The following is a 19064-nucleotide window of genomic DNA, read 5'->3' as shown; positions in this document are numbered from 1 at the left end:
ATGCAGACAATCGACCAGACCAGGCATATTACTTGACAGAAAAAGGGTTGCAATTGTGGTTGGAACTAAAATAATTGAAAACTATGATATTGAAATTTTTGTTTGACAGGGTGGTAGCCCTGATAGGATTGCTGTTCCTGTGGCCGGTGCTGCTGATAGTGGCCATTATGGTGAAGATGAAAATGCCGGGCGGACCTGCATTCTTTGTGCAGAAACGTGTGGGTAAGGATGGCAAGCTATTCAAGTGCCATAAGTTCAGAACTATGACCGTTAAGCATAATGGTTCGACGGTTTCTGTAGCTGGTGATTCTAGAATTACACCTCTTGGAGCTAAATTAAGACACTGGAAGCTAGATGAACTTCCGGGGCTATGGGATGTGTTGATTGGCAACATGAGCTTTGTGGGTCCTCGTCCTGATGTACCAGGATATGCAGATAAGCTGCAAGGTGATGACCGTGACGTGCTGAAACTTCGCCCCGGCATCACTGGGCCAGCTACACTGAAGTATAGATTGGAAGACGAGATGCTGGCTGATGTAAGAAAGCTGATGTCTGAGGGCAGATGTCTTCCACAAGAGCAGATTGACAAAATGCCCGATCAGGAATTGGCGGTGTGGTATAATGACAATGTGATATACCCCGACAAGGTGCGTCTGAACTGTTATTACTACAGGCATTATTCTTTCATCAAGGATATACAGATGATTCTGTGTACGGTGCTTGGGAAGAATATGAAGTATGCTGGGGAAGAAATATGATAGTTTAGAGATTAGAGTGTAGAGTTTAGAGGCAGTTAAAAGCTAATGGTTATTACAAAGGAGATATTAGATGAATTGACGGCCAAGGCCAAGGAGAACCCGAGGTTGCGTTGTAATCTGGATATGCGCAATAGTGCAGACGACCAGTCGCAACGGATGCTGAATGCGTTGGAGCTAGGGACGGTGATGCCTATACACAGACATAAGGGCTCTTCTGAGACATGTATCTGCATTCGTGGGCATTTTGAGGAGTATTTCTATGATGAGCAAGGCAACCTCACTGATACCATTGATATGGTGCCGGGAGGAGTGGTGCTGAATATCGAGAAAGGGCAGTGGCATAGCTTGAAGTGCTTGGAATCAGGAACAATACTATTCGAGGCGAAGGATGGTCCTTATCATCCGCTGGAGGAGGATGAGGTGATGAATGTGCCGAAGGATGTGCTACGCTAAATTAACGAAAAGAAAAAAATAATACAGGTTATTCTAAATAATTAGGCATGCAGATATACTATTGGTTTTTGTTTGTCATAGTCATTATTATAGTGTCAATTCCGACATTAATTGTCATTGCTCAGGTTAGTGATGAAAAAGATGAAGCTGGTTCTTCCAGCTACTTAACCCTTATCACATGTGTTTTATCTGGTCTGATACCTATTGTAGGAAATCAAGTTGTAACTTCTTCTACCACTTCCTTAATATGGAAAATTGTATTACTCCTAAATTTAATAGTTGGTTTTGCATGTTGTATTAGATTCGGGAAAAGAAACAAACATTTCTGGGCTGGTTTTATATTGACATTGGCATTAACTATATTGCCATATGTGATTTATGGCGAAATAGTACCTACAGAGAAGAGTGTTATACCGCAGTATTTTGACTCACATTTCCCTATGATCTTTTTGACTTTTTGGGGGCCTCTGTTCTTGTTCGGTATCTTATTCGGATATGTCATTGCACCAAAATACAAGAATTATGTTAGTCCATGGAGGAACCATGTGATGAATGATTTCGCCATAAACAACTATAGCGTATCAGAATCATTTACTCGTATGCTGAAAGAGCAGGAAGTGAACATGAGAAATCAGATGAAAGCAATTAATGCTCTTGTAGAACAAATCCAAATGCAGGCGCTACTAGCTAAGTATCCTAAGGGTGAGTATAAAGTTGATTCGAAAGTTGGTGCTCTTCTTTCTCGTCTAATAGATGATGTTGCAATTTTAAAAAGTCATGCAAGTCAATATGAAGTCAATGAAATAAATATTGATCAAGAAATGTTAGTCCGGGAGTTAACCCATTTTATTGCGACCCCTCTGGCTACGATTGATGCATCATGCAAGGCTTTACAGAGCTTACCATTGAAAGGGAAAGAACATGCTAAACTGGTTGATAATTTCGATCGTATTGTATCTGCTGTAAATATTTGTAACGGTATATTATCTACATATAGGGAAATCTTTGCAGGTGGAAAGATTGAGGAAGGTCAACGGTTATCGGAATTGATTAGGTCTTCGTTTGATGTGTATACGTCTAATGTGGGAAAAAATCTTAAATTAAACATGAAGGTAAATGACAGTCATAAGAAGGTTTCAAATTATTATATTATGTCGATGATTTTACCTCTCGTTTCAAATGCTGTGGTCGCAGCAAAGCCTAATAGCTCGATAGAAATTATGGAGACTGATGGATTGATACGTATTTCAAATACATATATCGGTGAATTAAATGTGTCGAATTTTGAAAAAGATGGTTATTCTTCGAAAGGGGACAATCATCGAGGAATGGGGCTTTTTACTGTTCGCCATTTGTTGGCAAGAAGAAAGCTTGGTAATTTGAATTATTATTTGAAAGAGAATAGGATTTATTTTGAAGTTCCAATAACAACATCTAGTAATGAGCAAGTTAGAGAATCCTGAAATTTTGGTGGTAGATGATGATTTAGAGGCTGCGCAGGCTTTTGCAGACTTGTTGATGGCTAAAATCAAAATTGGCGCCATCGCTGAGTGTGATCCTAAAAAGGTGTTGCAACATGTAAGACAAAACGAGATAAAAGTCGTAGTGCTTGATCAGCGTATGCCTCAAATAAGTGGTACTGATTTGTATAGGGATATTCGGAAGGAAAATCCGTATATTAAGGCTGTGATGTTGACAGGTGAGGCTGATCGTGAGGAGGTGGCTGAAGCCATGGGACAACTGCATTATGCAGCATATTTGGAAAAGCGCGATTTAGATAGCCTTCATAAGAAGGTGGTTCTAGCATATTCTAAGTATGAGGAGGCGATGGAACTTCAAAAAGAAAACAGATGTCATAAGCGGCTATGGATATTCAATCCTCTCAAAAATCGTTTCTTTACGCAAAAGATGGATATTTTGTCGATAGAATGTGTAAACGATAATCTTACATTTCCTAATAACTGGAGAACTAACTTTATTCTGGATGCGGATGAACGCGAACAAGAGGATACATATGAATTTGAGGATGAAATAATTGTCACAGCTGGTTCTGATATTAAGATGACATCAAAATTCACGGGTGCCTTAAGTATTCTACCAACTTTCAAGTCCGAAATAGATGCTGCAATAACAGAATCATATAACTTGAACCGTCGATTGAAAAAGCGCGCAACAAAGAAAGTCAAGAATACGTATCGCCTTCAAGACCATGCAGAGACTGGTAAAATAGTTGTTAAGAAGATATTCGAATCATGTCCAGTATATTCTCAGTATCATATCCTTCTAAGAAAGATATGTAGGTTTTGCAAGTCGGTTCAAATTATGCCAATGACGGTATATAAGAGGCTGCATAAGGAGGCTACAAAGGTAACAATCTACTATACCGATGGCACTTCCGATGTAATTGATACAGGTTTTGTGTCTTTGTAAGTTACCTAAAGTGACAGAAACATCACCATTTCCAGAAGTGGGGAAGACTGTACAAGCATGTGAACCAATGGAAAAATGGCAAATAGCAATTATTCCATTGGAGAATTGATGGAGGCGGTGAAGGCCTTGAGTGACAGGGGGGCAGGTTCCTCGTCACGCGGATAAACCTTTCCCAAGGACAATCATCATGAAGGATGAGGCTGCCTTGTTGATGCCTCGCCTGTTGTCGGAGGGTATTCATACGCAGATATATGAGCAGTACAAGCAGATCTGTGAGGTGACTAAGAAGCTCAATGAGTTTCTTGACAATTTGGACAATAACAACGAGAAACTTTTGGATTTGTGATGGTGTGACTGTGTTAGAGGGTGTAAATTATACCTTTTCGGGTATAATTTTGATAAAAATATTTAAAAATATACCCGATATGATATAATTTCATGTGATATTATGTATTTTTGTACCCGAAAAGGTATAATAGAGTATGGCTTTATCGGAATATTTAAAGGAAAAACGTAAGAAAAACGGGCTCTCGCAGGTGGAAATGGCTGAGAGGGCCGGTGTGGGGCTCAGGTTCGTCCGGGACCTGGAACAAGGTAAGCAGACATTACGAATGGACAAGGTTAACGATGTGCTGGCTTTGTTTGGAGAGTGTTTGGGACCTGTAAAGACTAAATAAAGTATGAAGCAGGCTGGTATCTATGTGAATGATGTTTTCTGTGGCATCCTGAGAGAAGACGAAGAGGGATTCCACTTTGCTTATGATGAGGACTATCTTACACGTAAGGATGCTGTTGCAGTGAGTCCTACAATGCCATTGACGGAACATCGGTATGACAAGGAGATGATGTTCCCAGTATTTGATGGACTGATTCCAGAAGGATGGCTGCTGGATATTGCATCGGAATCATGGAAAATTGATCGGCGTGACAGGATGTCGCTATTGATGGCTTGTTGCAAGGATTGTATTGGAAACATCAGCGTAAAACCATTAAGTGATGAGTAAGTGTTTGTTTTGTTACCAGGAACTAGAAGAGGGACTGACAGACTTTCACCCAGAATGTGCGCGAAAAGTGTTCGGTAGCGACAAAGTTCCTGTGCTGCCATACACGCGAGATAATATGTCGGAATTGGCTAGAAGGGTAATTCGCTCCAGTGCATCAGTTACGGGCGTACAGGCGAAAATGTCACTGGACGTAAATCGTGGCGGTAAGCATGAACCGTCAAAATTTACTATCGTAGGACTTTGGGGTAAGTATATCTTTAAGCCGCAAAGTGTGAAGTATCCCTTTTTGCCGGAATTGGAAGACCTGACAATGAAGATGGCTGAGGCTGCTCGCATTCGTACTGCTAAGCATTCTCTCATCAGACTGGCTGATGGTGAGTTGGGGTATCTGACCTTAAGGATGGATCGCGGACGGAAGGGGGAGAAGATCTCGATGCTGGATATGTGTCAGTTAACTAATAGACTTACAGAGCATAAGTATTATGGTACCTATCCTCAGTTGGCTGATGTCGTCAAGAAGTATTCATCGGTTCCAATGCTGGATGTACAGCGATTCTGGGAGGTTGTGCTGTTCTCATGGATAACTGGCAATTCGGATATGCACTGCAAGAATTTCTCGTTGATAGATACGGGAAATGGTGAGTATGCCCTGGCTCATGCGTATGACTTATTGGCGGTATTGTTAGCCGACCCCAAAGATGAAGAAGAGATGGCAATGAGTTTTTCGGTAGGTGGCAAAAAGAATGGATTCAACCGTGAAACTTTTATAACTGCTTTTACTCAGAGTGGCATTCCTGCTTCGGTAGCGGAGAAAATAATTGAGCGAATGAAGGGATATCTGCCCAAGTGGGAAGAACTTATCAACCTGTCGTTCCTGCCAGAGAAAATGAAGGAGGAGTATATGCTTTTACTTCGCAGGAGAATAGAACGGCTATAGGGTGAAAAGATAGTTGAAAAACAAATAAATAAAATATATTATGTCTGAAAGAAAAAGAATCTATTTGTGCTTGGCACACATGAGTGACGAAGGTATAGAACAAAAGTATATTAAGGAAGCATTTGATACAAACTGGGTGGTGCCCTTAGGACCGAATGTGAATGGGTTTGAGAAAGACTTGGAGGAGTTTGTAAACTCCGGTTCAGGGTTCACGGTTCAGGGTTCACGGTTGGAAAAGCGCGTTGTCGCTTTATCGGCTGGTACGGCTGCGGTGCATTTGGGATTGCTGAACTGTGGTGTGAAGCCTGGCGATGAGGTGTTGGTGCAGAGCTTTACATTCTGTGCAAGTTCTCACCCAATTACATATCTAGGTGCTACACCTGTGTTCATTGACTCGGAGCGCGAGACATGGAACATGGATCCAGAGCTTTTGGAAGAAGCAATTAAGGACCGTATCGCTAAGACGGGTAAGAAACCGAAGGCTATCGTGCCGGTGGCTCTCTATGGTATGCCTTACAAGATTGACCAGATTATGGCTATCGCCAACAAGTATGGCATTCCTGTAGTAGAAGATGCTGCTGAGGGTTTCGGTTCTAAGTTTAAAGGTCAGGTGCTTGGTACGTTTGGTAAGTATGGTGTGCTGTCGTTCAACGGTAACAAGATGATTACCACCTCTGGTGGTGGTGCTTTGATTACTGAGAACGAGGACGAGTGGCGTGAGATAATGATGTACGCCACGCAGTATCGCGAGAGCTATCCGTATTATCAGCATGAGAAGATTGGTTACAATTACCGCATGAGTAATATCTGCGCTGGTATTGGTCGCGGCCAGATGACTGTGGTGAATGATCACATTGCGCACCACAAGCATGTGCAGGCTCTGTACGAGGAGCTGCTGAAGGATGTGAAGGGCATAACTGTTCACAGCCAGCCAACATCGGGTGAGTATGATTCGAACTATTGGTTGTGCACCATTACCCTTGACCCCTCATTGAAAATCAAGGGTCAAGAGAATGCGTATAAGACTATTGTTACGGGTGCTGTTGGTGGTGCCGCCGGCGTGATACATGCAGCATCGTCAGCCACAACGGATTGTCAGCCTAATGACAACGTGGAGGCATTGCGCGTATTCATGGATCAGGCTCAGATTGAGGCACGTCCCGTATGGAAGCCCATGCACAAGCAGCCCGTTTACAAGAATGCACCAGCATACGTGAATGGCGTAAGTGAGGAGATATTCAAGATCGGCATGTGTCTGCCTGCTGGTCCGTATGTAAGCGATGATGACGTGAAGTACATCGTGGAGAGTATTAAGGAAGCGATAGTTGGATGAAGGTGCTGAAAGCTTTGTGGCAGTTTTGCTCATTCTTGTTTGTACCTCAATGGGGTCACAAGAGATGTAATAGGTAAAATGTCTGATAGAAGACACATAGATAAGTCGGTCATGGAACTATTGGTTTGAAAGAGAATTCGAGCTTTCTTGCGCTCCTTTCTGTGCTCAGGCGCTACGCAGAGGTCTCGCTTCGCTAGTCGAAGTAATCGACTAAGTCGCTTGGTTAACCCAAGAACTTCCAATGGTGATATGGCCGCTTGTCATTTATGGTTCATGGTTCATGGTTCATGGTTAAGGGTCCACTTTTGGTTCATGGTTCAGGGTTCTTTGCAGAGCAAAGCGGCAGAGCCGAGCGAATAGGAACGGGGGGACAGGTACATGTTCCGCAACAATAGGAGTTGGCTAAAATATTGGTAAAGTAATGTCAAGACAGGCGAGACAAACATCAGGCACTGGTATATATCACGTAATGATGCGTGGTATTAATCATCAAAATATCTTTGAGGATCAAGAGGACTATTACCAGTTTCTCAAGACCTTGGACATGATGGCTCTGTCGTATGAGCCTGATGGTACCCCCTCTGGAAGAAACTATATCCTTTATGCTTACTGTCTGATGACGAATCATATCCACCTGCTCATCCGTGAACGAGATGATAAGATAGGTATGGCCATAAAAAGAATAGCTTCCTCCTATGTATACTATTATAATCACAAGTATTCAAGAGACGGCCATTTATTCCGCGAGCGTTATAAAAGTGAGCCAGTGAATGATATGGCTTATTTCGTGACGCTCCTGAGATATATTCACCAAAACCCTGTTAAGGCAGGTATGGTGGCAGAGGTGAAGGATTATGAGTTCAGTAGTTGGGATGAGTACATTGATAAGAATAGTACGTTGTTCCCTTTATGTGACACTCGCACTGTTTTGAGCCGGATACAATTTGATAAGTTGAATGAACTTGTGAATGAGCCTTTGTCTGCTGATATTGTTTGCCTTGATATAGAGGATGCTTCGAAAGGACGTCCTTCGGATGATCAGGTTATGATGCTGATCAAAGAAAAGACTGGTGCAACGAATAGCAGCGCTTTTCAACATTTGCCTGCAGATATAAAGAAGTCTCTGTTAATAGAATTGAAGGGTAAAAGAGCATCATTGCGTCAATTGGAGAGATTGACAGGAATCAGTAAAAGCATGATTTATCGCATGTGATGAAACAGGAACCCGTCCCGGTGGTTCCCCGGTGGTTCCGAAAGCCCAAAGTAATATGAGAAATATGCATTTTACAAGAAACTACCAAGATTTTGTTGATGGTTGTGGAGAACTGAATTATCATGAAATCTACGAAATGTCACAGGTGGCGCAAGGGCATGACATGATTAGTGGTTTCTTTAAACGACAGGAAGCTAACGGAGATACTGATGACATTATTATTGGCTATGAGCCAACAGATACTTATATCAGATTAACCCCTAAACAGGCGGCATATTTCCCCAAATGGATTGAAGAACACTTGATGAATGATATGGATGCGGACTCGTGGTATGGGTTCCAATATGCCATTGACCATGATAGATAATGTAAAATAATAAAGAAATGAAGGCAGAGCAGGCAATTCAAGATATAAGAATTTATTTGAGTAGCATTATCCCTGACACAGATGGAGAAGCTACCTCGGTGGATTTGGCACAACGCTTAATAGAGGTGTTCTTTGTTGAAGACCCCACGATTCATGTGAAACACGACATTGAAGTGCTGTTTTGCTTTTCGTTTTATTTGAGCAAAGACAGCGAATTCAAATTTACGAGGACCTATTTGAATGAGAAGTCGGGAGCTTATTTTAAATGCGTTACAGAGGCAAGGGAGGCGTTCCGAGTGATGATGATACACCTTAATAGAATGATTAAAAACATGGGAATGGACCTGATTGGCTACCGTCTGGTGTATAATGACTTGTTTTCATTCAAATACGAGAAAGACAAGGATAGATGGGTAGCAAGGTTGTTGTACGGAAATCTGGAGAATCTCATTTCTATGAAAAAAAAGGTGTTTCAGGTTTATAAAGATACTTCTCGTAATCTATCTACACTTATCTATACAAGTGAGTTTACTGAGAAGACAAAGGGTGACAGAGAAAACTTAAAGTACATCCTATAAAACAGTGTAGAAATGAATAAAATAGGGCTGAAGGATTTAATATTATCTCCGAGGAACATATATAATGCCATATATGCCTTGAGGTCGTATGTTTTTGAAAAAGGGCTGATGACGGAAAGCGATGTGGTTCTATATCGGGCTATGTCGGACAGGTTTGACTTTGACACGATTAGTAAGGAAATAGTAATTTGTCAAAATAGGATAAATGAACTGCTTACTTCTGACAGACTCTTTGATGTACAGGTTTTCTTTAAGCTTAAGAAGTATAAGGAAGATACTGATAAATATGAGTTCCGCCCTATACACACAGCTTCGTTGACGGATCAGATTTGCATGGTGAGCATGTTGATGCCGCTGATGTTTAACGATACGAGTGGCGAAAGGAAGCTATCTGAAATATCGAAACTGATACCGCATAATTTCTATGGAAATCTGCCATCGCTGAAAGTTGAAGAGATATTTGAGAGGTGGCAGCGGAAGTATAAGTGCTATTCTGATGAGATAGTGAAGAAAAGCCGCGAGTTCAAGGAAACGAAGCAGTATCAATATGACGTAAACCTTGATTTGAAAGACTTCTTTCCAAGTATAGACCCTGCATACATATTCAACCTTGTCAAGAAGGAATTGAAACTTGTAATCGAAGAAAGTGATTATGAGATGCTGGGGAAAGTGCTTACCAAATTGCTATATTTCCATATTGACAAAGAGAACTTAAAAGGATGGGAACTGGATTACTACAAAAAAGACATAGAGCCTGAAAAGTATGACCAGTTGATGAACAGGGGTATTGCTCAAGGCCTGCCACAAGCCTACTTCTTTGGAAATCTCATGATGCTGGACATTTCGCAGGAAGTAAGTAAGGTGTTCCCTGGTGAGGCTTACTACTATGTGGATGACTCTGTAGTATTCACAAATGACGTAAAAAGTGAGACAGACTTCAACAGTAAAATAAGAAGACTGAACAAAAGGCTCGCAGAACTACATGAAGAGATTCCAAGGAATGAGGTGTTGTGTCATTTGAATGACAATGACCGTAAAATTCAGGAATCACTTTTATACAGACCACAATACCATGAAGCAGGGAAGAGTTTCTATGTGGAAGTGGAAGATTCGTACAGTGGCTCAGGTGGACTTCAATATATTGCAAGACAAGTTTCGCTGGCTGCAGTTTTTTCAAATAATACTGATGAAATTGACGACCAAATATCGAAGGACAAACTCCGAGCTATACTCGAAGTGATAGATAACGAACTGGAAAAGGAAAGGAAGAAAGTTGAGAAAGGAACTGATGAGAGTAAATTGAAATTGATAAAGCGCCATCGACGTTTCTTCCTATATCGTTATCGCCTTTTACAATTAAGAGAAAACGGTGAGGTAAGTGACGATTATCTCAATTCTTTTATAGGAAGATACCAGTTTAATGCTGAAAAAATCAACGGTGGGAAGCTGACAGAAACCCTTGACGAAGAAATATTCCAAGCCGAGAGCAGATTGATTGTGAATTGGGCAAATGAAAAACTGGCACAAAACTTTATTGAAAGCGTGACAATGTTTGAACTTAAAATAGCAGTTCAGAATGGCCGAGCCACCAATCACATGTACTACAATAAAGATTTACGTGGTGCACTTTTGATAAAACGGAGTGACGCAAATGCCTATGCAAGCCTTGATAGATGGTGCAAGAAAACTTATGCCAGTTACAGATATTCAAAGCCAGAAAACCAGCAGCGTGAGATAGAAAATTTTCTAAAAGGATGGAAGAATCGTTGGATACTTAGAGAACCATTTTTCCCCCTGTATACTGAATTCGCCATGAGGAACTCTGAGGAGTTTGTTAGAATGGTGATGAATGCATTTTTCTCCACATTGTTTGTGGTTGACATAACCGACCGCCATCATTTCAGCAAGAATAACAACCGCACCATCAAATATGAAGAACTCAGGATTTTAGCATATTTGCGTAACCATCAATTCAACAAGGTAGAGTTTGAGCGTTTTGTATATGACGTGCAGAAATCGGACAACAGAATGGAAAAGTCGGATATTGACATGGCTTTGATGGATGTGTTGCATGTGCTTATCACAACAGTAAAAAAGCCGCAATATGTTGACCATCTGATTCAGACCCACCGTTTGGTGAATGGTTTATGGAAAAACGGTAGTAAGTTCCTGAATGCTTATACACTACACAATGAGGAACATGCTATCACACTGATGAAGCAGAGTATAAAGCTGATGAAAGTGATAGACTACATCGGTATTAAGCAAGATGACTATTACATACTTTTCTTGGCCTGTTACCTGCATGACATCAGTATGGTGATACATCCTAATATTATGGATTTTAACCATGGAGATGTCGCATCTGAGAAGATAGTCAGTAAGACAATGGCCAACTTCCTTCGACTTGATAAAAGATATGCGAAGTCCTATCACGACAAATTTAGGAATCTGTTGATAGATGTGTTTACCGATGTATATGACTATTTTGAGAACGAGAAACGAAGCAAACATCCAAAGGATAGCGCTATGTATATCAGACAACAACACAGCGGCTTCCTGCGTTATATAGAAAAGTCAATTCTTGAGATTGTTGCTAGTGTATCAGAGAGTCACGGTTATGACTCGGTAGAAGTGTATGGATTGAAGTCGGCTGCCAAGGATGAACTATACAGTGTGAAGTATATGATGATTCTTATCCGATTGGCAGATTTGATGGATATGACAAGTGCCAGGGTGAACTATTACCGTCTGAGACAGAATTTAGATAATTTGTCTAAGGTCTCCAAATTCCATTGGATTTCGCATCTGATAACCGATGAAGCCTATATTACAGCCCAGTATGAAGTAGACAAGAATAAGAGGCTGAATCAACAGCCTATTACAGAGACTATTCAAATAGTGATTAAACTCAACGTAGACTATTCGGCAGTGATAAAACCTAAAGATGTCTGTAAAGGTTGTCAAGCTAGTCATCAGATTGCGCTTGCTAGTAAGAATATGCGAGGCTACCGTCAGACAATATTGGAAATAGGTGAAAAAGACCAGGAATGTAGTTGCTATACTGGAGGTAACTGCCCTATTATCTGCGCATGGATGGCTAACAAGAACTATTACCTGCGTAATGAATTGGTGGAATTAAAAAGGTATTTGAATCAAGCCAACTCAAAGATGTTCAATACGAAAGTGGAATTGGTATTGCAATATCAAGATACTGGCAATTTGCTTGATAATGATATGTTTGATGCGGTGTATAGCTATTTGACGGATAAATAAGTATAGAAGTAGATATGGAAGGGTGGGCGCAAGTAAATAAAGACATATCAGCGAGAGTTCGCATATTCCTTGATGATGTAGTTGCTGGAAATGTAAACGAAGAGGTTTTGCGAAAGCACAAGATACCGCAAGTGTACCTTGATGTATGCAGAAACCCCAACCACCCTTCGTGTCAGAAATTTCAAAGTAGACTTTTTGAATACCTTATGCGGCACATAGGGTATTATGCGAATATCAATAAACCTGAGAAGCTTAAAGATATTTGGGATAATTTAGAAGAATTGTTGTCTTTGCCAAAGGATGACGATGACCAGGAGGAATTGTATATGCCAAGAATTGTTTTGGGGCTGACAAATGTTTTGAACAGAATTGAGAGGCTTAACGGTGCTCATGCGATAGATTTTGCAGAAAAAACATTAGTTCAAAACGTTCAATTCGGCAAAGGAGAGCGCTGTTTCCAATTGAGTTATGAAAAAGACCCTCGAATAAGTGTTTCTTTTGAAGACTTCTCAACACCAGCTTCGAAGTTACAGATAGATGGAGAGGATTTTGAAGTTCCTGAGAATGGCGGTCATCTGAGTTCGCATACGATGCGTGTTATACAACCTGACGAGGTGACCATTCAGTTTGATAAATTCCATCATAGCTGTTTAAATCCAGATAAGCCATATTATTTCAGATATATCACTGAGGTTAATACAAAAGATGATTTGTTGAGGACGTTTGAGGGCAGTTACATTGATATTGACGGTAAAGACATTTTTGCTATTGATACCATGGTAGATGGTGTACAATTGCTTCTTTACTATTATCAATACAAAGACAAACGCTATCTGATAATAGAGTACGAAAAATCCATTACGGCCAAGGGAATGAGTGACTTGTGTTTCTCTGCACTTGTTGCATTTGGGATGATTACAACCACTGTTCACTTGAAAGAATGCTGGATGGCTGCGTATGAAGGTGATGACAAGCTGGAGAATACTGGGATGTTCTATCAGTCGTTGGCTCCGACTGTAAAATGCGACTATTGGATATTTACCACAAATGTTTATCCTTCTCTGGTGCATATTGCAAAGAATATAGACCCAGCGAAGGGCGAAAATAGAGCATGTGAGTTAATTGGCAAACTGGGACTGTCGAACGCATTGCCAAGCTTTCCAAGCGATGTGTTTGGAAGGTTGGTAGAGAATATGCGGAAGTATGAAGAGTTGCAACGAGGTATATTCATTATTTTGATGGGATCGAAGCTACATTTGGAGATTCAGGCAGCAACTTATTGTGTGGCATTAGAGGCAATATCGAACTTGGCACCCAAGATTATAAGTCAGAAAGAAGAGCATATCATAAACGATAAGAAGGCGTGGAAAAATGTAAAAAAGCGTTTGAACGCTCTGATAGCTGAACTCTGCGAACAAGAAGTAATCACAGAAAAAGAAAAGGCAGACATCAAGAAAAAGGTAGAGAGTATGAACAAGGCTTTTAATTCGGAGAAACTAAGAGCTTTGTTGGAGTATTATCATTATCCCTTGCGTCAGTTTGATGATTTGACGCTTTTTCTCAGAAATCTTTTGTTACATGGATCAATCAAATTTAAAGTCTTGAAGGGGAGGGAACCTGAGGACTATTTATTCGAATTGAGCATGAATCTTCATAAACTGTGCTGCGCCATAGCCCTGTTGATTTCAGGTTACAAAGGTTATATAGTCAATAACAGGAAACTGTATGATTATGCCAATAGCTATAAAGTGTTTATTAGGATTGGTGACAATGTGAAAGAAGATTATCCTGAATATAAGGAGCAGAAGACTTGGTGGGTAAGAGTATGTGATACCATGCTGTATTTGTGGCGGATGTGCTTTAAAATGAGAAGCCAGGAGTGATGGAGTTTTACTATTTACCCGAAGAACATAGGGCGATACATACTGCCTGCTTTGAGCTTGTTAGGCAAATCGAGGAGTTCATTGTGGGTGAAGATTATAAATTCCTGCAAATCACTAGAGCTGAATTTTCATTAGAAGATAAAGCTCGTCTGGATGAATGCGGAGACCTTTGGGACTTCTTGAAGAAATATAAGGAAGAACAGTTTTATACACTACTTAATAAACATCTGATATTGGGGTTGCTGAAAGATTTCTGTTACTTTATGCAGGAGTCAATGGATTGCTCTAATAAGATGAGGCTTGTTATTTCTTACGCATTACAGAGAAGACCTATTGTTGACAATCTGAAGATACTACTTAGGATTTTAATGGACGAGGCATTCTATGATAATTTTATCGAGAAGGATGTTTATGATCCTACCTATATGAAGGATGATGAGTTAAAGAGCCTGTTGAATAAGACTGATGAAATGCGGTTTTCTAAACCAATCACGGGTTCATTTATCTACGATTGTATTTTTGAGAAGACAAATCCAGGGTCAGTGATTAATCTTTCCAATAGGGCTATTCATCCAGTCACTACGAAACCTTGGAATAAAACGGGTGCGATGAACTGCAACTTTATGTTCACAACACCAGTGGACACGGCAGAATTGTGGAAGCATTATTACACTTATCTGCCAGCGATTCTCATGTTCTATTCGGAGTTGTTCAATTGTGCATTTTTTGGCTTGTTTAAGGCTGAGGTCAATATGGATCTGTATCCGAAAAGAATGGAGAAGTTGGCTAAGATAATGGAAATGGCTTTTTAAAAAAAGAGGTAAGACCTTTGTATAGGGCGTAATGAAAATAAATAATTCTATATGCTTCAATCTAGAATACAGAAACAAATACCGGAAAGGTTGTCTCATTATACAAATAAGGAGGCACTGAAAAATATTCTTTCTGACCAAGATGGGAACGGTATTTGCATGCGGGCTTTTTCCAACAAATGCAAGAATGATGATCAGGAGATTCGAATGGGCGAGTATATGCTCAATCGCATCTTAGAAGTTTTTTCTGGTGCTTCAATGCTGCAAAGATTTGGTGGATATGAGAATACGGCTTCTGTATCTTTCATGGAGGGTGACGTGAATCAACATATGCTTGATGAATATGGATATTATCGTTTGGAGTTTGATTTGAGAAATATAGGTGTAGGCGTTCTTACAGATGGCCTCATAGATTGTGAATATGTGGCAGAAAAGGAACTGGAGGAGTATGCAGATGAATATTGCAAGATGATTTGTGCAACGTACCAATCTATTCCTGATTTGCAAAAGAAATATGGAAAGATGTCGGCACCCCCTATTAATAATCTGATAGGGTTCATTATGATGGAACTTGACATCATGCAGAAAGTGTTTTGTTTGAAAGAGCAGAAATGGAGCGATGAAAGTGAGTGGAGGAAAGTGTTTTCGCTAAAACCTGATGATGCTAATGTTCAAGATTGCAATGGGAAACCTTATTTGAATTACTATCTTGATAAGAACCTGCTGACAGGTGTTACCGTATTCTATATGAATGGCGGTTTTGAGAGGGCACAAAAGGATGCTGATGAGATAAGGTGCTATATATCAGAGAGAGGCTATAAAGCAGATGTCATGGTTGAGCGGTTTGAGAAAGACATAAAGGTGAAAGTTAAGAAATAATAATAATCTAAAAGAAATGCAATGAAGTTGCGGTAAAATCGTTAATTTTGCATGTTGTCTTGTTCGCATTATTTGCTAATATTAAGCGAGAAGGCATATTTGTAAAAAGAAGTGGTCATGGATGCTAGAATATTGAGTTTAATACAACAGCAAGGTATGTTAAGTGTTCCGTTGTTGCATAGGCAAACTGCGGATAGGGAGCATTATGCCTTGTTGAACGGAGCAAGGAATAACCTATGTCTTGATGGTAATCTGTCGGAACAAAGTGAGTGGTATAGAAAGATGGCATGGTCATCTGGAAACAACATTTACATTGCATTTGATGGAGGCAAGTGCCATATTTTTCGTTTCGACCGACCTCAAATAGAAAGTTATGAAGAAAACTTGATATTCGACCATGCAAACAAATTCTTTGATTACTTGGGCAAAGGCACTGGTAATATCGAAAATAGTATTGTACCTTACGTTCTGAGGGCATACCGGCAGATACGTAATGAGATACGAACGGAAAATAGCGGGTTGGATTCTCTGAAAGCGTTACTCTATCTATTGGCGTTAAGTAGGGATGGCGAAAATTTGAATTTTGATGCTTGGGGAATGACTGCGCAAGATGGTAATATTGTCCAGATCATAGAGCGAAACAAATGGGATATGATAGCGGAGAATTTTATGAATGGTATAGTTTTTACAGATAAGAGACTAAAGCCAGACATTGATTTGATACTCCGCCATACCGCCGGAAAGCTTTTTGAAGAAGCCAACTATATTGCTTATTTGCCACCGCAGTTGAACTTGTTCCCAGATGAAAAAATTAAGTATAGCTATGAAACGACTCAGGATGGTGCCTATTTCACCCCAGCATTTGTGGCTCGATCGATTGTGGAGGAAGTTTTGATAAATCTGGATTTGGAAGGAAAAGAAAGCCTAACCATATTCGACCCAGCATGTGGAGCAAGCGGTTTCCTTACAGAGGTCTTGAGGCAACTTAAGAAAATTGGCTTTAACAAACCTATTAGGATTATTGGATGGGATAAAGCTGAAACGGCAGTGATGATGTCGCGCTTCGTGCTTAATTTCGAGAAACAGGAGTGGGGAGACAATTTGACTATAGATATACAGCAATGTGATTCACTTTCTGCCGAGAATGCTTGGCCTCGTGATGTGGATGTGTTACTGATGAACCCGCCATTCCTTTCATGGGATAGAATGAAAGATGTACCTCAATTGAGAGAACAAGTTCTTCAAATCCTGCCAGGAATAGGAAGGGCAAATTTGTCTGCTGCTTTCCTTGCTAAAGCTGTTGATTCTGTGGGAGAAAACGGTGTTCTTGGTGTTGTTGTACCCACACGTCTGCTCAACGACGAGAGCTATGTTATGCTAAGAAGGATTCTTAGTGAAAGTATGACATTGAAATTGGTAGGAGGATTAGGAAGCTATGTTTTCGAAAATGTTATGACCTACACAAGCATGTTGGTCGCAAAAAGGGAAAGAAACTCAGTAGGAATGACGACAGTATTGTGGACCAACAATGTGGCTGGAACTGCAAGTTTAGGTCTGAGAGCATTGCGAAAGCATCGTTATACTAATGCCGTAGTGGCAGAGAAGGACTATTCTGTTTATGAAACTCATATAGGCGAAGACCAAAGCTCTTGGAGGACGGACAATTACAGGAATTTGGAGTTGAAGCACAATATTGATTCAGCTATGCGCAGAGGTTCTCTAAAGAAATCATCAAAATTGTTTGATATATATTTGGGGGCCAGAACAGGTTTGAATAAGGTGTTTGTGGTGCCAGAAGAAATAGTTATGTCTTTACCAGAATCGGAACGCCTATATTTCAGACCGTCAATAGACAATTTGGCAATTGATACCGGACATTTATATAAGGCGAATTACTTGTTCTATCCACATACTAAAGGGCTGGAGCCGATACCTACAGAGGAAAGATTGCAGGAATTATTGCCAGAGACATATAGGAGAATTCTATTCCCCGCAAGAGAGAATCTAATGGCACGTACATCATTAAGGGGTAATCCACGTTGGTGGGAATTGTCTGAGCATCGCAGTTGGCAAGAGGAAAAAAAGCCAAAGTTCGTTTCAACAGAGTTCGGTCATGCAGGAAGTTTCGCAATAGATTATGAAGGTGACTACGTGGTGGAACGTGGCACGATGTGGGATTTGGGGAAGAAAGGCTGGAATCCAAGGATGAAGTATTTCGAAGCTTATCTTGCTATATTGAACTCGCCATATTTTAATGTTATATTAGGAATTTATGGTGAACAATTGGCAGGTGGCGATGTCTTTAAACTTGGAAAATCGTATGTAGGTAACTTGCCTTTGCCAGACCTGTCTATGCCTGTGTATGAGCGTTATATTCCAGAGCTGAGACGTTTTGCCCAATTAATGAAAGAGGATTTGTACTGGGATGCCGAGAGACTTGAGTCCTTGGTAAGAGAAATCTACTCTTATGGCGAATAACAAGATAAAACCAGACGCTCTTTTTAAGCAGCTCATTGCCATTGCATCAAAATTCGTTGAGAGCCATGATGTGTTAACAAAAGAACTTGTTGACAGGAATAAAGGTGTTTACGCATTGCGGAATACCGAGCATCCAATTATTATGGACGACAAACCTCAATTCTACTTAATGCAAGTTAAGAATAGTAATGGCCTATTCATTCATATTAGTGTGACTTTAAAACCTCCGTATGACAGAGCGTCATTGGAACAGAATCATGAATTTGAGGGTGTTAGCATACAGTTCCTCCAAGGCACTAAAAAATTGTTCTGTAGGGCAGAATGGGATGTGAAGAAAGAAAAGGAGAAGTTAGAACATCCACAACCTCATTGGCATTGGGGGTATGCAGAAGAAAAAGATTCAGAACGCTTTGTAGCACCAAATACAGCTCCTTTTATAGATGAGGGGACTGGGACGCAGGAATTACCCTCTGTTGATTTCAAAGAACTACATTATGCTATGTCAGCTAAATGGATTACGGAGGATACCATAGTAGAGGATTTTACTCCACAGCATTTGTTTGAGTGGATAAAGCGTTGTATAGGGAGCGTCGTTGACCAGTATAACTATCAGGTTAATAAGGCAAGTTTCGTGACTTCTCGATGGTGGTAGACGGATGGCCA

Annotated in this window: 18 protein-coding genes; all 18 read left to right on the top strand. The window is 40.4% G+C overall.

Going from position 1 to position 19064, the window contains the following annotated elements; all coding sequences use genetic code 11:
• Positions 1-83 precede the first annotated feature (83 nt).
• The 18 genes from T496_RS0111945 (at position 84) to T496_RS0111860 (ending at position 19053) form a co-directional block, all read left to right on the top strand.
• Positions 84-758 carry a sugar transferase gene (locus tag T496_RS0111945; RefSeq protein WP_027450961.1) on the top strand — a complete coding sequence of 225 codons (675 nt, stop codon included), beginning with the start codon at positions 84-86 and terminating at the stop codon, positions 756-758.
• Between the two features lie 45 nt (positions 759-803).
• Positions 804-1211 (top strand): WbuC family cupin fold metalloprotein, encoded by a 408-nt coding sequence (locus T496_RS0111940; RefSeq protein ID WP_027450960.1) that lies wholly within the window; start codon positions 804-806, stop codon positions 1209-1211.
• A 47-nt stretch (positions 1212-1258) separates the two neighbouring features.
• On the top strand, positions 1259-2674 hold the full coding sequence (locus T496_RS0111935; RefSeq protein ID WP_027450959.1) for an ATP-binding protein: 1416 nt from the start codon (positions 1259-1261) through the stop codon (positions 2672-2674).
• Positions 2652-3641 (top strand): response regulator, encoded by a 990-nt coding sequence (locus T496_RS0111930; protein WP_027450958.1) that lies wholly within the window; start codon positions 2652-2654, stop codon positions 3639-3641. The genes T496_RS0111935 and T496_RS0111930 overlap by 23 nt, the downstream gene beginning before the upstream one ends.
• A gap of 187 nt (positions 3642-3828) precedes the next feature.
• A complete protein-coding gene (locus T496_RS15045; RefSeq protein ID WP_155808511.1) occupies positions 3829-3987 on the top strand; it encodes a hypothetical protein in 159 nt (52 codons plus the stop codon).
• A gap of 136 nt (positions 3988-4123) precedes the next feature.
• Positions 4124-4318, top strand: a complete 195-nt coding sequence (locus tag T496_RS0111920) for a type II toxin-antitoxin system Y4mF family antitoxin (protein WP_027450957.1) — start codon at positions 4124-4126, stop codon at positions 4316-4318.
• A 3-nt stretch (positions 4319-4321) separates the two neighbouring features.
• Complete coding sequence (locus T496_RS0111915) at positions 4322-4645, top strand: HipA N-terminal domain-containing protein (protein ID WP_027450956.1); 324 nt, start codon at positions 4322-4324, stop codon at positions 4643-4645.
• Positions 4638-5582 carry a HipA domain-containing protein gene (locus T496_RS0111910; RefSeq protein WP_027450955.1) on the top strand — a complete coding sequence of 315 codons (945 nt, stop codon included), beginning with the start codon at positions 4638-4640 and terminating at the stop codon, positions 5580-5582. Before T496_RS0111915 ends, T496_RS0111910 begins: the two co-directional genes overlap by 8 nt.
• A 40-nt stretch (positions 5583-5622) precedes the next feature.
• Positions 5623-6915: a DegT/DnrJ/EryC1/StrS family aminotransferase gene (locus T496_RS0111905; RefSeq protein WP_027450954.1), complete on the top strand. Its 1293-nt coding sequence runs from the start codon at positions 5623-5625 to the stop codon at positions 6913-6915.
• Between the two features lie 421 nt (positions 6916-7336).
• Positions 7337-8128 carry a transposase gene (locus T496_RS0111900; RefSeq protein ID WP_027450953.1) on the top strand — a complete coding sequence of 264 codons (792 nt, stop codon included), beginning with the start codon at positions 7337-7339 and terminating at the stop codon, positions 8126-8128.
• 55 nt (positions 8129-8183) lie between these two features.
• Positions 8184-8495, top strand: a complete 312-nt coding sequence (locus T496_RS0111895; protein WP_027450952.1) for a hypothetical protein — start codon at positions 8184-8186, stop codon at positions 8493-8495.
• Between the two features lie 17 nt (positions 8496-8512).
• A complete protein-coding gene (locus tag T496_RS0111890; protein WP_027450951.1) occupies positions 8513-9073 on the top strand; it encodes a hypothetical protein in 561 nt (186 codons plus the stop codon).
• A gap of 108 nt (positions 9074-9181) precedes the next feature.
• The gene (locus T496_RS0111885) at positions 9182-12349 is read left to right on the top strand and encodes an HD domain-containing protein (RefSeq protein WP_044111252.1); all 3168 of its coding nucleotides are present in this window, start codon (positions 9182-9184) and stop codon (positions 12347-12349) included.
• A gap of 14 nt (positions 12350-12363) precedes the next feature.
• Positions 12364-14232 carry a hypothetical protein gene (locus T496_RS0111880; RefSeq protein ID WP_027450949.1) on the top strand — a complete coding sequence of 623 codons (1869 nt, stop codon included), beginning with the start codon at positions 12364-12366 and terminating at the stop codon, positions 14230-14232.
• Positions 14232-15044: a hypothetical protein gene (locus T496_RS0111875; protein WP_027450948.1), complete on the top strand. Its 813-nt coding sequence runs from the start codon at positions 14232-14234 to the stop codon at positions 15042-15044. Before T496_RS0111880 ends, T496_RS0111875 begins: the two co-directional genes overlap by 1 nt.
• 51 nt (positions 15045-15095) lie before the next feature.
• Positions 15096-15923 (top strand): hypothetical protein, encoded by an 828-nt coding sequence (locus tag T496_RS0111870; RefSeq protein ID WP_027450947.1) that lies wholly within the window; start codon positions 15096-15098, stop codon positions 15921-15923.
• A 117-nt stretch (positions 15924-16040) separates the two neighbouring features.
• On the top strand, positions 16041-18401 hold the full coding sequence (locus tag T496_RS0111865; RefSeq protein WP_027450946.1) for an HsdM family class I SAM-dependent methyltransferase: 2361 nt from the start codon (positions 16041-16043) through the stop codon (positions 18399-18401).
• The gene (locus T496_RS0111860) at positions 18391-19053 is read left to right on the top strand and encodes a hypothetical protein (protein WP_027450945.1); all 663 of its coding nucleotides are present in this window, start codon (positions 18391-18393) and stop codon (positions 19051-19053) included. The genes T496_RS0111865 and T496_RS0111860 overlap by 11 nt, the downstream gene beginning before the upstream one ends.
• Positions 19054-19064: the final 11 nt, after the last annotated feature.

It is taken from the genome of Xylanibacter brevis P6B11, from assembly GCF_000621825.1.
In the GTDB taxonomy this organism is placed as follows: Bacteria; Bacteroidota; Bacteroidia; order Bacteroidales; family Bacteroidaceae; genus Prevotella; species Prevotella brevis.
The sequence above is the reverse complement of the archived record's forward strand: the minus strand, read 5'-3'. Positions and strand labels throughout refer to the sequence as shown.

Bases quoted from the DNA above. Each gene is read 5' to 3' on its own strand.
- T496_RS0111945 (WP_027450961.1), top strand. From the start codon at position 84: ATGATATTGAAATTTTTGTTTGACAGGGTGGTAGCCCTGATAGGATTG.
- T496_RS0111940 (WP_027450960.1), top strand. From the start codon at position 804: ATGGTTATTACAAAGGAGATATTAGATGAATTGACGGCCAAGGCCAAG.
- T496_RS0111935 (WP_027450959.1), top strand. From the start codon at position 1,259: ATGCAGATATACTATTGGTTTTTGTTTGTCATAGTCATTATTATAGTG.
- T496_RS0111930 (WP_027450958.1), top strand. From the start codon at position 2,652: ATGAGCAAGTTAGAGAATCCTGAAATTTTGGTGGTAGATGATGATTTA.
- T496_RS15045 (WP_155808511.1), top strand. From the start codon at position 3,829: ATGAAGGATGAGGCTGCCTTGTTGATGCCTCGCCTGTTGTCGGAGGGT.
- T496_RS0111920 (WP_027450957.1), top strand. From the start codon at position 4,124: ATGGCTTTATCGGAATATTTAAAGGAAAAACGTAAGAAAAACGGGCTC.
- T496_RS0111915 (WP_027450956.1), top strand. From the start codon at position 4,322: ATGAAGCAGGCTGGTATCTATGTGAATGATGTTTTCTGTGGCATCCTG.
- T496_RS0111910 (WP_027450955.1), top strand. From the start codon at position 4,638: ATGAGTAAGTGTTTGTTTTGTTACCAGGAACTAGAAGAGGGACTGACA.
- T496_RS0111905 (WP_027450954.1), top strand. From the start codon at position 5,623: ATGTCTGAAAGAAAAAGAATCTATTTGTGCTTGGCACACATGAGTGAC.
- T496_RS0111900 (WP_027450953.1), top strand. From the start codon at position 7,337: ATGTCAAGACAGGCGAGACAAACATCAGGCACTGGTATATATCACGTA.
- T496_RS0111895 (WP_027450952.1), top strand. From the start codon at position 8,184: ATGAGAAATATGCATTTTACAAGAAACTACCAAGATTTTGTTGATGGT.
- T496_RS0111890 (WP_027450951.1), top strand. From the start codon at position 8,513: ATGAAGGCAGAGCAGGCAATTCAAGATATAAGAATTTATTTGAGTAGC.
- T496_RS0111885 (WP_044111252.1), top strand. From the start codon at position 9,182: ATGACGGAAAGCGATGTGGTTCTATATCGGGCTATGTCGGACAGGTTT.
- T496_RS0111880 (WP_027450949.1), top strand. From the start codon at position 12,364: ATGGAAGGGTGGGCGCAAGTAAATAAAGACATATCAGCGAGAGTTCGC.
- T496_RS0111875 (WP_027450948.1), top strand. From the start codon at position 14,232: ATGGAGTTTTACTATTTACCCGAAGAACATAGGGCGATACATACTGCC.
- T496_RS0111870 (WP_027450947.1), top strand. From the start codon at position 15,096: ATGCTTCAATCTAGAATACAGAAACAAATACCGGAAAGGTTGTCTCAT.
- T496_RS0111865 (WP_027450946.1), top strand. From the start codon at position 16,041: ATGGATGCTAGAATATTGAGTTTAATACAACAGCAAGGTATGTTAAGT.
- T496_RS0111860 (WP_027450945.1), top strand. From the start codon at position 18,391: ATGGCGAATAACAAGATAAAACCAGACGCTCTTTTTAAGCAGCTCATT.